Origin of the sequence: Ensifer sp. Root127 (assembly GCF_001425225.1) — a bacterium.
Taxonomy (GTDB): Bacteria; Pseudomonadota; Alphaproteobacteria; order Rhizobiales; family Rhizobiaceae; genus Ensifer; species Ensifer canadensis.
This window is the reverse complement of the sequence record NZ_LMDX01000013.1, coordinates 1-13,277: the sequence shown is the minus strand read 5'-3', so window position 1 is coordinate 13,277 and position 13,277 is coordinate 1. Positions and strand designations below refer to the sequence as shown.

The window sequence follows — 13,277 nt, the reverse complement described above, 5'->3', positions numbered from 1 at the left end:
TGCCATGGACCGTATCAGAACTGTCAGAAAAGCAGTTATTCCGGTTGCCGGCAACGGCACGCGTTTCCTTCCCGCGACCAAAGCTGTGCCGAAAGAGATGCTGACGATCGTCGATCGTCCGGTCGTGCAATATGCCGTCGATGAGGCCCGCGAGGCCGGCATCGAACATATCGTCTTCGTCACCAGCCGTAACAAGCAGGCGATCGAAGACCACTTCGACGATACGCCCGAGCTGATTTCGTCGCTGACGCGCTCGGGCAAGAACGCCCAGATTTCCGAGCTCGAAGCCATGTTGCCCAGGGCCGGCTCCGTCAGCTTCACCCGGCAACAGGCGCCGCTCGGCCTCGGACATGCCGTGTGGTGCGCGCGCGACCTGATCGGCGACGAGCCTTTTGCACTGCTTCTGCCCGACATGCTTTCCTATGGCGCGCGCGGCTGCATGGCTGGCCTGATGGATCTCTATCGTCAAACCGGAGGCAATGTCGTCGGCGTCGAACAATGCGCGCCGGAGGATGCCTCCAAATACGGCATCGTGGGCAAGGGAACGTCCGTTTCGCATGGTTTCGCGGTCACCGAAATGGTCGAAAAGCCGAAAGCGGGAGAGGCGCCCTCGAACTTCTACCTCAACGGTCGCTACGTTCTCCAGCCTGAGATCTTCGGCATTCTCGCCCGTCAGCAGCGCGGCGCCGGCAACGAAATTCAGCTGACGGACGGCATGCTGAACCTGTCCAAGGACCAGGCGTTCCACGCCCACCCCTATGATGGCCGAACCTTCGATTGCGGCTCCAAGCATGGGTTCATCGAGGCGAACGTCGCCTTCGCTCTTGCTCGTTCGGATATCGGCGATTTGGTCTACGAATCCGTCAGGGACATGGTTTTGTCTCACGAAGGCCGCATCCGCGCGGCATAAACCCGGTTTCCGGCGCCCCGAGATGTGGGGGCSCCGGCCGATAGCTATATGAAAACGGACAGAGCGACCCAATGAAACAAAGAAGTCTACCGTTCAGTAGCGTATTGCCCCGCGAAGCCGAGGAATCCGATGGCTTCATCGACCTTGACCGGCTTTTTTCGGTGGTGGTTCGTCGCGGCAAGACAGTCGGGCTGTTCGTCGCCCTGTTCGTCGTTCTCGGCGGTGTCTACCTGCTTTTCGCCACGCCGAACTATACCTCGATGACGCAGATCCTGCTCGACGAGAACCTCTCGAAATTCGCGGAAGAAGAAGCTTCCCCACAAAACAGCCAGCTGCTCGATACCCAACTTGCCAGCGCCGTCGAGATCCTCAAATCAGGCGAATTGGCTCTGCGCGTCGTCGACAAGATCAACCTTGCCGACAACGACACGATCGTCAATCCGCCACGCTCGGCTTTCGCTGTGGTCAAGGATTGGATGAAATCGATCACCGGTGTGTTTACGGGCGGCTCTGCGGTTTCGGAAGAGGCCGCACGCAGCGGCCGGCGACAGAAGGCAGCCGCGCTTATCCAGCAGGGCCTCGCCGTCGAACGCGTCTCGCGAAGCTCGGTCGTTGCCCTTGCCTACCGTTCGAGCGATCCGCAGCTGGCAGCGCAGGTGGTGCGCGCCTATGCCGATTCCTACCTGACCGACCAGTTGAACGCCAATTTCGAGGCGACCGAACGGGCATCCGTGTGGTTGCAGGAGCGCCTGGCCGACCTGAGGCAGCGTTCGCAGGTCGCTTCGCTGGAAGTCGAACAATACCGAACCGACAACGGGCTGACCTCGGCGCGGGGAGAACTGATGTCCGAGCAGCAGCTCGCCGATCTCAACAGCCAGCTGATCATTGCCCAGGCCGACACGGCCTCCGCTTCGGCCCGCTACAAGCAGTTTCAGGCGATCGTCGAACAGGGCCCTGAAAAGGCGGTCGACAATGCGACGATCTCGTCGAAGGACGGCGACAATTCGGTGATCCGCGACCTCAGGACCCGCTATCTGACCGTCAGCAAACGCGAGCAGGAGGTGACCCAGAGCTTTAGCGCCGATCATCCCCAGGCGGTATCGCTGCGGGCGGAGAAGAACGATATCGGCCGCCAGATCTATCAGGAACTGCAGCAGCTGACCTCGAGCTATCGCAATGAATACGAGGTCGCGCGGTCCCGCGAAGCCTCGTTGCGCGAAAACATCGAGGGAACCACCGGCCGGAACTCCGACGCAAACCGCTCGCTCGTCCATCTGCGCGAACTCGAGCAGAAGGCCGCAGCTCTGAAGACACTCTATGAATCCTATCTCGGCCGCTATGAGCAGGCAGCACAACAGCGCTCCTTCCCGATTGCCAAGGCTCGGGTGATTTCCGCAGCCGGCGTGCCTGTTTCGCCCTCAAGCCCGAAGAAGACGATGATCCTGGCCCTCTCCGCCGTGCTCGGCATGATGGCAGGCGGGGCGTTTGCGGCGTTTCAGGAATTCCGGGAGCGCACGTTCCGTCTCGAAGGCGACGTCCGTTCGATCCTCGGGCATCGGGCGCTCGGTTATGTCCCGCTGATCGGCCCGCGCCCGGCGACAGCCACAGACCATATGCGTGCCCGGTTTGTGAAGGACAAGGGACCACCACAACCGACACCGGAGCCGGTGCCCTTCGAACGCGTCAGCCGCATCGTGCTCGACGCGCCGCGCTCCTCCTTTACCGAGACGTTCCGCAACGCCAAGCTCGCCTGTGACCAGATGCTGCATGGAAATGCCTGCCGTGTGGTCGGCATTGTGTCGGCGGTTCCCGATGAAGGGAAATCAATCGTCGCTGCCAATTTTGCCGCCCTTCTCGCCGCCAGCGGCAAGCGGACGCTGCTGATCGATGCGGATATCCGCAGGCCCGGCCTTAGCAAGATGATCACGCCGGCGCCCAAGACCGGACTTGTCGAGGCGCTAACCGGCGAGACATCCTGGCCGGCCGGTATCAAGATCGACCACAAGACGAAGCTTGCGATCTTCCCGGTCGGTGGCGAAGCCACCAACCACTACCCGCATGACAGCCACGAGTTGCTCGCCTCGCCGGCCATGGAGGAATTGATCGCGAACGCGCGCAAGTCCTTCGACTATGTGATCGTCGACCTCGCAGCACTCGCCCCTGTCGTTGATGGCAAGGCGTTTTCGCCGCTTGCCGACGGCTTCCTCTTCGTGGCCGAATGGGGCCGCACACCGTCACGGCTCGTGCGCGACCTGCTCCACGCCGAACCGCAGATCAACTCGAAGATCCTCGGCGTCATCCTCAACAAGACGGATATGCGGGAATTGGCGAAATACAGCGACTTCGGCGCAGCCGAACACTATCGCCACCGCTTCGAAAAATACTACGTCGACAACTCAGCGACCCGGCGCGAAGTGGAGCCGGTCTGAACCTCGAGAGCCCGACTCGCTTGGGCTCTCAGAGCATTTCCAGGGCAAGTGCGTAGCGGTTTCCCGTCAAGAAATGCGTAATAACAAAGAGATACAGCCGTTTATGCAATTTCGTTCAACCCGGAAACGCTCGTGCCTTAATCCTTCCAGAACAGCGGCGTCAGGATGACCAGAACGGTCAGGATCTCGAGACGGCCGAGCAGCATCATGACCGACAGCAGATAGAGCGCCGGATCGGACAAGGTGGAGAAGTTTCCAGCCGGCCCGATGATCGGGCCGAGCCCGGCACCGACATTTGAAAGCGCCGTGGCGATCGCCGACGCCGACGTCAAAAGGTCATAGCCAAAAGCGCCCATGGCCAGGCTGCCGAAGGCCCAGATCATCATGTAGGCCGTGAAGAACAAAAAGACGGTCCGCTGCACGTCGACATCGACCAGCGCCTTGCCGTAGCGAACCGTGTGGATCGCGTTCGGGTAGATGAGCCTATAGAGCCCTGCCCGAATGGAATTGAAGATGATGATGAAGCGATATGCCTTCATGCCGCCAGCGGTCGAGCCCGAACACCCGCCCATGAAGGTCGCTGCAAAGGCGAGTGCGACGATGAAGTCGCCCCACAGCATGTAGTCATCGCTGGCAAAGCCTGTTGTCGACAGGATCGACGATACCGTGAAGAACGAATGCGCCAGCGCCTCGTGAAAGTCGATGCCGTTTTCCAACCGTTGAAACAAGCTGGCCCCAATCGCGAGCACAGTGAGGTAGGAAAGGAAAACAATGATCTGCGGGTCCTTCAGCGTGTCCAGCCGGCCGCGCACGATAAAGATGATCAGCACGGAAAACGGCAGGCTGCTGACCGTCATGAAGAAGGTCGCCACCCACAGGATCGGCAGGCTGTTAAAATAGCCGAGCGAGGCGTCGTGGGTGGAAAAGCCCCCGGTCGCAATCGTCGACATCGCGTTATTGATCGCATCGAAGCGATCCATTCCGAGATAGCCGTAGATGATCGCGCAGGTGACCGTCAGGACGATGTAGATCAGTATAAAGGCACGAGTGAAGGTGACGATGCGCGCAAACGGCTTCTCGGTGGTATCGGACGATTCCATCTTGAAAAACGACAGTCCGCCGACGCGCAGATACGGCATGACGAACAGCCCGAGCGCGACGATCCCGATGCCGCCGAGCCAATGGAGCAGCGAACGCCAAACAAGAATACCGGGTGGCGCATTGTCCAGACCGGCAATGACAGTTGAGCCGGTTGTGGTGATGCCAGAGACAGACTCGAACAGCGCCTCGGCGAAATCGAGATTGACCGAGGATAGCCAGAATGGAATGGCACCGACAAACGAGACGACGAGCCACAACAGGTTGACGAGCAGAAAGCCCATTTTCCGGTTGAATGCCGGTGGTCCGCCCTGCGTAGCCGCCATTGTGACCAGCGAAAGGCTACCCATCAGACACGCCGAAACAGCGAAAACCTTCCAGTCCGGATGGCCGAAATAGAGATCGACCAGCGCCGGAATGAACATCGCGAGCGAAAGATAGAGGCCGACCTTTGCGGCAATGTTGATGGCAGACTGGTAAATGGTCGCGTTCAACGGTCAATGCCCCGGTCTTGGCTGTCCTTGTCCACTCGCCCGCGCGAGTCGCTGTCACTTGCCATCAACATCGGGATTAGCGGCCAGCGCCGACGAACGCAAGTTGGACATCCCGCTTAACGATCACAGCAGTTTTTCCTAGTGTCGACGATTGCTGTGGACCAGAACGCGATCACATCATCGTGGCGCGACAAGTCATCACCTTGACTTATTTCTGCGTGTATAGCCTCATCGAACCGACGCCCCTGCAAACTTGAGCCCTGAAATGACCCCCGCGCGATTTACCCAATGCCTACTTGCCCTTCGCTGGACGCCGATCAATCTCGCGAGCGCGCTCCATTGCAATCTAGCGTGGATCGAGGCGATGGAGACCGGCGACGAGAAGGTACCCACCGAACTGGCAACCTGGCTCGAAACGCTGGCAACGGCCCACGAGACAGTGGGCATCCCCGTGGCCTATCGCGGCAAAGGGCTGGAGCCGGCGAGCAGCCGCGCGGCGCGGCGCTAGCGATCATCAGCACCGAGTTGGCTGCAGCGCAGAATTTTTCCGCGAGGGGATTGTGCGCGCTCGGCTTTAAAGAGCTTCGCGGCAACATCGCCCGACCTTGTTCAGAGCTCGGATGGCTGGAACGTTGTGCATCGTCGGGCACGGTGCCAGCTTGGAAAGAGAGCTTCTGTCAATGCCGCAAGATCCTGCGTGATTTGATACACTAGAAGTGGCCCCGGCGTTGATACGCCGGATCATAGTCATGTGCCGCTCTCCGGCTCCCGTCGGCCCGATCTGGCAAGGGCGCGGCGCTGGTTCCCGACGCTTGCCTCCTCAGCTTCGTAGGCGCCGGTGGCGCGCAGAAGCCCGCGCATACGATGGCGCATCGCCTCAAATGCCGCCCATTGCGACTTCGGCACCATTTTAATCGCATGTCTGTCGCCGCGGGCGAGTGCTCCCGGTCCGAAACGTGCATCGAGCGCCTTGCAGACAGTCGTGAACTCCGCACGGATCTCCGGATTAAGCGCCCGAACCTTCCCCGCGAGATGCTTCGCATTCTTCGCCGTCTGGTCCGTCAAACGACGGAGCGCACTCTCAGCTTCTTTGGTCAACCCTGGTATAGCGACACTCATGCGGTTTCGTTCAGTCCTGACCGCCAAAAACTCCGCCTCGTAGGCGGCGGCGTAGGAGCGCCCCATGGCGCGAATGGAGGCGGCAGCGATATTGACATACTGCATCGCTTCCCGACGCTCTCGTCCTGCTGCCAGGAGCCTGTCCAACACCCTGTCCGAGCCACGCAAGGCGCCATAGGCGGCGGGATCAGCGACAATGGCATGCACAATGCGTTCGGGGTCGATCTTCATTGTTACAAGGCTTTCGATCGTCGTAACCGCGGTGGCCGGATCGCGCCAGATCCGAACTGCGTCTCGCCCGAGTGCCGCTCTCTCCTGCCTGTAATGCTGGGCCTCCACCGCCCTGAGCCGCGCCTCATCCTCCACACGGATCTTGAATTCGGTTACAGCTGGCAACATTGGCAAGCACGCGACCGCATACTGCGGAGCAAATGCTGCCGGCGCGATGAGTTGAGCGGGCTCATGTTTTTCTATCATGCGCTGCTCCGCCGCAAACCGTCTAACGACCGAAAACAGCACAGTCAGTTCGGCCTGCCTTTCCTCCACCATGCTTTCCGGAAAACGCATCGCCGTATCGCGCTTAGCGAAGCCATCTGCCTTGTCGGAAAACGCAAGCCATCCGAACCGACGGGTCAGTGCATCGTCGATGGCCTTGACCTCCTGGACCACTGAGCGATCCTCCGTGGCGATCCGGAAAGCGGATCGATATGCCTCATCTCCCCCTTTCTCCCAGGCCGTTTCGATCTCCAAAAGCCGCGCTCTTGCATTTTTGGAAAGTGCCGGAACAACGAAGCTCATATGCAATCTGCGCATTCGCTCGCGGTTGAGGAAGCGCTCTTCTTGGCTACGAAACTCCGTCGCCAGAGCTCGCGCCAAAAGCGCGAGCTCTGGCACAGCTGACAAGGTCGCCGCCCTCTCCTTCCTGGCCGCTTGACCGTCGACAAGGTTAGCGCCGCCACGCAGTTTCCCGAGTGCTTTCGGGAATCGAATAAGCCGGTCTGCGATCAGCTGCGGATCCTTGGCGGTATTCGAGGATTGTTCGTTCAACCGCGCAAGCGCGGCCGCCGGATCGCGGTAAATCCGCTTGAGCAAAGGCATGATGATCGCTTCCTGCTCCGCCCAGGCAGGTGATGCGAGGTGCGCAAGTCGAGCATCTTCCTCGAGTGTCCGCGAGAACGAAATCGTTGCCGGGAGTAATTCTGGATCCTCATCCGCACTGACCTTAGGAACCTGCCGCCTGGCTGCACTGCTACTTGCCTCAATGCCTTCGGCATGCTCAGCCGCAATATCAAGCGCGGAGTTGGCGCGTTGCCATAGTCTAACCACTCGACCACGCTGATCGGAAAGCCAGCTCAGTGTACGATCCGCCTTCTCAACAAGACTCCAGCCAGACACTACCTCAATTCCGCGACGCTTCGCGAAGTCCTCTGCCAGTGATCGGTATGCATCCTGCGTCACGTAATCGAGCGTGGTCGTTTTTCCGCCCGAACGCGAGAGCCGTATAACCAGCTGCGGAAATAAGTCCGGCAAACGGTTTTCCTTGGCAATCCGTCGTTGTCGGTCCTCTGCTTTTTCGATCAGACCCGCTCTCCAGATGTTGCGCTCGACAACACGCTCTTCGAAGCGTCTTTTGCCAGTGTCTTCATCGTTGACTGGAACCTTGACCGTGACCTTCTCTGTTCCATCCTTTCGAAGCATTACGGTGTCGCCGACCTGCACCCCGCCATTCTTCAGCGCCTTCGGCAGACTGACGCCCCACAGACGATGAGTCATTCCATCTTCAATACGAAGATCGGCATAGGGACTTGGACCTACATCGTCGCGCGGTCGAAACGTCGCAATTCCTGTTTCGACAAGCTCGCCGCTAACCCCGTCGGTGTAGTCGGCACGCGGCGCTCTGTCGCGTTCCCGCCTCCGCTGGAAATCCTCCGCAGCAACATAAAGATCGACGCGATCGCGGTGGCGGGTCATCGCGACATACGTCAGATGCTGGTCCATCATGCCGGTCGCCAGCACGAAGGCGCGATGAAAAGTCGAACCCTGACTTTTGTGGATGGTCGCGGCGTAGCCATGATCGACATTGCGATAGGTATCCTCGGCAAAAACGACATCGCGTCCATTGTCGAGCCGCACCGTGAGCAGCGCCGTCCCGCTTCCGGCTGCCGTCGAGCAAACCGTCCCGAGCATGCCGTTCTTCACGTGCTGAACAGTAAGGTTCTTGGCATGCGGCGCGACGAACCGGGCATTTTCGAGAAAGATGATCCGATCACCAACCGCGAACTCCCGCATACCGCGCTCGGTCAGGAACGGCCGGCTGTCCGACAACAGTCCATCCGTCGAAAGCACATTGCGAATAGAACGGTTCAACACCTTCACGTCGTCATTGGTATGCGCAAGTACAGTCAGTTCGTCGCCACGAAGTTTGCGACCTTCCGCCCTGGCGTTCGCTACCAATTCGCGATGTGCAGCTGTCCAGTCTACGACGATGCGCTCGATGGCAGCCTGACGGGTCTCGGCGCTAACGATATGCCCGCGTTCGCCATAAGCGGCAAGCGCCGCTTTCACATCGCCGCGGGCAAATTGCTTGGAGGCCGTACGCGCCCATTCCTCTTTCTGCCGCCGGACACCGGCCAGCTCTACAGAGTTGATGCGCTCGACAATCGCTCGGAAAGCCGCACCGGCCTGAATCGGCTGAAGCTGCATCGGATCACCAATGAGCACCGCCTTTGCGCCCGCGACCTCGATACGCTTCAACAAACGCCCCATTTGTTGGGACGACACCATTCCGGCCTCGTCTACGACCAGCACATCCCCTTTTCCGAGAAGATCGTTACCTCGCTCCCAGGCACGTTCCCAGGAGGCGATGGTGCGGGCGAGAATACCGGAACTTTCCTCCAATCCCTCAGCAGCCTTGCCGGCCAGTGCCGCACCGACGACACGCCGCCCCTCATTTTCCCAAACAGTACGGGCGGCACTCAACAATGTCGATTTACCGGCGCCGGCCACACCGACGACCGCGGCAATTGCGCCACCGGCGGTAACATGCCGGACGGCATCGATTTGCTCTGTTGCGAGCCGAACACCACCGGCAGACATTTCAGATTCAATTGATGTAACGGCAGCGTCAACGCGGGACTTAGAGACACCGAAGCCTTTCATCTTCGACAACTTAATTGCCAAGCGTGCCATTTCATATTCGGTTCGGACCAGAGCGCGCGTCGTGAACACCGCCGGACACTCTACTTTGCAGGTTTCACTGTTTAGCCGTTGCGGCTGCAGCATCACCAGATCGTCCGATGCCATCAGTCTGGCGCGTATATTGGCAAAGACGATCGGATCGTCGATATAACGATGTAGCGCGCGGGCGATATCCCTCTCGTTAAAGGTCGATCGCTCGATGGCGAGTTGCTTGAGCAACAAGGTCGGATCATCCGTGAGCCGGTCGGCAATCTCATAGCGCTTGGCCAATGCAGTCGGTGAAGAATAGGGTTCGACGCCTTTACGAACAAGCGCAGCACGATCCGGACCGAAATGCCGTTGCTCCAGTCCGCGAAGTCCTTGTTCATCGTAGGAACGACCATCAAGGCGGAAGTCATGACCGGCAAGCGCCAGATGGCGGCTTGCCGTTTCCGCCCAGGCAACCTTCCACTCCTTCATCGCTTCCTTGTCGCCTGCCCACAGCCGATAAACGATTTTCCCCTCAGGTCGGTCGGGCGTTTTGACGCGTACCGGTTGGCCGTCTTCACCGACGATCGCGACTTTCTTTGGCCCGAACCCCTCCTCGGCCAAAGGGCGCAGCGTTGCCATAATATGAACATGCGGATTGCCGTCCTTGTCGTGATAAACCCAATCGGCGACCATTCCCCGCGACGTGAGGTTTTCCCGCACGAAGTCGCGCACAAGTTCGATGTTCTCCTTGCGGTTTAATTCCACCGGAAGCGCGAGAATGATCTCGCGGGCAAGCTGCGCATCGCAGCGCGTCTCGAAACGGTCGACCGCGTTCCAAAGCACTTTACTGGCACCAGCGATCGTCCGCCCATCTATGGCCGCCTTCAGCCATGCGGGTGTCTCGGCGGGCAAAGCAAGTTCTTCATGCGCCAGTTCCGCAGCATCGCCATAGTAGCGGAATTCCTTGCCGATCTGTTCGTCCATCATCTTGGTGCGATGACGATAGGCAGCTGCAGAGATGATACTGCGTCCGGCACTCCGGCTGATCACCTGAGCCCTCACAAACATGATAGCCAATTCAGGTCAAGCTCCCCTCCCAAGCGCGTCGCAACTGCGACGTATATTGCGCCATCCGCCTACTTAGTAGCACTTCATGATTCATCTTTGGCTCGGAGTTTCATTTTCCAATACCTCATTTCCGACGATTTGACTACTAAATTTAAGACAGTATAATCGCGTCTCATCGCAGACAGAGGAAGGACGAAAGGTGCGCGCAAAAACAACCATTTCCGATATCGACGCTCAGATCGAAACACTGCGGGCGAAACGCAAGAACCTACTGGTTAAAGCCAACGAGCGTTTCGCCCGGATGGCGCAGAAAGCCGGTCTCGCCGAACTCGACATTCCCGACAGCGAGCTCGACGCCATTTTTGCAGAGATCGTCACGCGATTTCGCGAAAGGGTCTGAGGGGCCGACGGTCCATCCGCTTAGGCGGCTTGACCAGCGGATTGTATTTCTCGAACGGAAGCTGCAACGCAGGATGACTCAAGAGCGCAAGCGCGAAACCCGCGAAAAGATCATCCTCGGCGGATTGGTCATCAAGGCAGGCTTAAGGAACGCCGATCGGGCGTTTCTGCTCGGAGCGCTGATCGAGGCGAGCCGGGTTCCAGTCGGGGCGGCGGAGCATGATCGGCTATGCGCCCTCGGTGCGAAGGCCTTTCGGGCGGAGGCCCGCGCACTGATCAAACTATAAACAGAGAGTGCGGGATGGCGGCGAAACGACGACTCAGCCCGATGGTCCTGCTGGCACTCGTGCCAATAGCAGTGAGCCTCGCGACTTTGCTTATCACAGCTTACAAGTGGCCGACGATGGCGACTATGGTTGCGCCCGAGTATGCCTATTGGTTCATGCGTGCGTCCCCGATTCCCAATCTTTTCTTTGGACCGATTTCGGGGCTCATTACTGTGGCAATCTTGCCTCTGCACCGGCGCAGACCGATCGCGCTTGTCAATGTCATCACGTTTCTCTGCATTGGCGGATTTTACGCTGTGCGGGAACACGCCCGACTGTCCCCCTTCGTTCAGACTGGAGTGGTCAGCTGGGCAGCGGCGTTTTCCTATCTCGATCTCTACGCAGCCGCAGGCGCAATCGGCGGCTTTGCCATCGTGGCGATCTCCGCCCGTATGTCCATAATCATCGGTGGACCGGTAAAACGAGCCCGGCGGGGCACCTTCGGCGACGCCGACTGGCTGTCTATGTCTGCCGCCGCCACTCAGTTTCCGGCGGATGGCGAAATCGTCATTGGCGAGCGCTACCGGGTCGATCTCGAGACGATCCACCGTGTCCCCTTTCGGCCTGACGACCGGTCAACCTGGGGGAAAGGCGGCAAGGCACCGCTGCTCACCTATAGGCAAGATTTCGATTCCACTCATATGCTGTTTTTCGCTGGTTCAGGCGGATACAAGACCACGAGCAATGTTATTCCGACAGCGTTGCGCTATACCGGACCACTGATCTGCCTCGATCCCTCGACCGAAGTAGCGCCGATGGTTGTTGCCCATCGGCGAACGAAGCTCAAACGAAACTGCATCGTACTTGGCCCATCCAATCCCGCTTGGGGCTTCAACGTCCTCGACTGGATTGAAACCTCGAAATCCAAGGAAGAGGACATCGTCGCGGTTGCTCACATGCTTCTGTCGGAAAGCTCTCGGATCGAAACATCGACGGGGTCATATTTCCAGAACCAGGCGCACAATCTTCTGACAGGTTTGCTGGCGCACATCATGCTCTCTGCGGACTATGCCGGCCGTCGCGATCTTCGCAGTCTGCGCCAGATTGTTTCCGAGCCCGAACCGTCAGTCCTGGCGATGTTGCGCGACATTCAGGAAACATCGCAATCGGCCTTTGTCCGCGAGACGCTGGGCGTCTTCACCAATATGACGGAACAGACTTTCAGTGGCGTCTATTCTACCGCGTCGAAGGATACACAATGGCTATCGCTCGACGACTATGCCGCGCTCGTCTGCGGGACGGCATTCAAATCGGGTGATATCGTCAAGGGCGCGATCGACGTTTTCCTGAACATTCCCGCCTCGATCCTGCGCAGCTATCCGGGCATTGCCCGCGTCATCGTCGGTTCACTGATCAATGCCATGATCCAGGCCGACGGGGCCTTCGACCGCCGCGCACTCTTCATGCTCGATGAGATCGATCTGCTCGGCTTCATGCGCGTGCTCGAGGATGCCCGCGACTACGGCCGGAAATACGGCATCACGCTGATGTTGATGTATCAATCGGTCGGCCAGCTCGAAAAGCACTTCGGCCGTGATGGCGCGACCTCATGGATCGATGGATGCGCCTTTGCATCCTATGCGGCAATCAAGGCGCTCGACACGGCCCGGAACGTTTCCGCTCAATGTGGCGAAATGACCGTTGAGGTCGAGGGCCGGTCCCGCAATATCGGCGGGAGCAGCTCTGACAAAGCTTCGAGGCGGTCAGAGAGTGTCAGCCTTCAGCGCAGACCGCTGATTATGCCGCACGAAATCATCCAGTCGATGCGCAAGGACGAGCAGATCATCATTGTCCAGGGTCACAGTCCGTTGCGTTGCGGACGGGCGATTTATTTCCGGAGAAAAGACATGAATGCGGCGGTCGAACCCAACCGGTTCGTCAAGGCACCGGCGACCTGAACGATCACATCCTGTCACCGCTCGGCGATACGTCCAAAAGATTGCGGTCGAAGCAAGATGACGCACGGCCTCTATTCTGGAGGCGGGTCATCGGTGTTGCGACGGACGAGTTCCTGCCGTGCCGCTTCCAGTTCGGCTTCGATCTGGTGGCGCTCCTCGGCGTCCGGGCAATACTGCAATTCAGCGCGCAGTTCCTCGATGTGCTGTTCGATCGTCATCGTCATCTCCAATGAAAGAACACAAGGGGCGAAACGCCTTCGATTGGCGGCTTTCCTTGGGTTCGGTTGGTTATTGATCGGCATTTGCGCCGATCGGCTAAATCTCTTCCTTCCGCGCGACAGGCATCTGCCGTTCGGTTCTTGAACCAG

At 59.1% G+C, this 13,277-nt stretch carries 9 protein-coding genes; 6 read left to right on the top strand and 3 right to left on the bottom strand.

Translation table 11 applies throughout. The features are described from left to right. The first annotated feature begins 4 nt into the window (after positions 1-4). Together ASD03_RS17200 and ASD03_RS17195 are read left to right on the top strand one after the other, a co-directional pair. Positions 5-910 carry a UTP--glucose-1-phosphate uridylyltransferase gene (locus ASD03_RS17200; RefSeq protein ID WP_057214395.1) on the top strand — a complete coding sequence of 302 codons (906 nt, stop codon included), beginning with the start codon at positions 5-7 and terminating at the stop codon, positions 908-910. 71 nt (positions 911-981) lie between these two features. Then, positions 982-3,339 carry a Wzz/FepE/Etk N-terminal domain-containing protein gene (locus tag ASD03_RS17195; protein ID WP_057214392.1) on the top strand — a complete coding sequence of 786 codons (2,358 nt, stop codon included), beginning with the start codon at positions 982-984 and terminating at the stop codon, positions 3,337-3,339. Positions 3,340-3,476: 137 nt separating this feature from the next. Here the strand turns inward: ASD03_RS17195 and ASD03_RS17190 are convergent, their stop codons facing one another. Next, positions 3,477-4,931, bottom strand: a complete 1,455-nt coding sequence (locus ASD03_RS17190; RefSeq protein ID WP_057214389.1) for a TrkH family potassium uptake protein — start codon at positions 4,929-4,931, stop codon at positions 3,477-3,479. 265 nt (positions 4,932-5,196) lie between these two features. Between ASD03_RS17190 and ASD03_RS17185 the strand changes: the two genes are divergently transcribed. After that, on the top strand, positions 5,197-5,439 hold the full coding sequence (locus tag ASD03_RS17185) for a hypothetical protein (protein WP_057214385.1): 243 nt from the start codon (positions 5,197-5,199) through the stop codon (positions 5,437-5,439). 239 nt (positions 5,440-5,678) lie between these two features. On the opposite strand, the gene traA is transcribed toward ASD03_RS17185, so the two are convergent. Continuing rightward, a complete protein-coding gene (traA, locus tag ASD03_RS17180) occupies positions 5,679-10,286 on the bottom strand; it encodes a Ti-type conjugative transfer relaxase TraA (RefSeq protein WP_347376827.1) in 4,608 nt (1,535 codons plus the stop codon). A 199-nt stretch (positions 10,287-10,485) separates the two neighbouring features. Here traA and ASD03_RS17175 point away from each other — a divergent pair, with 199 nt between their 5' ends. From ASD03_RS17175 to traG, 3 genes are all read left to right on the top strand, one after another. After that, positions 10,486-10,686 (top strand): TraC family protein, encoded by a 201-nt coding sequence (locus ASD03_RS17175; protein WP_057214379.1) that lies wholly within the window; start codon positions 10,486-10,488, stop codon positions 10,684-10,686. 73 nt (positions 10,687-10,759) lie between these two features. After that, the gene (locus ASD03_RS17170; RefSeq protein WP_057214376.1) at positions 10,760-10,972 is read left to right on the top strand and encodes a conjugal transfer protein TraD; all 213 of its coding nucleotides are present in this window, start codon (positions 10,760-10,762) and stop codon (positions 10,970-10,972) included. Between the two features lie 14 nt (positions 10,973-10,986). Further along, positions 10,987-12,909, top strand: a complete 1,923-nt coding sequence (gene traG, locus ASD03_RS17165) for a Ti-type conjugative transfer system protein TraG (protein ID WP_057214372.1) — start codon at positions 10,987-10,989, stop codon at positions 12,907-12,909. Between the two features lie 71 nt (positions 12,910-12,980). Here the strand turns inward: traG and ASD03_RS40140 are convergent. Next, on the bottom strand, positions 12,981-13,277 hold a 297-nt coding region (locus ASD03_RS40140; protein WP_210177767.1), incomplete at its 5' end, for a hypothetical protein.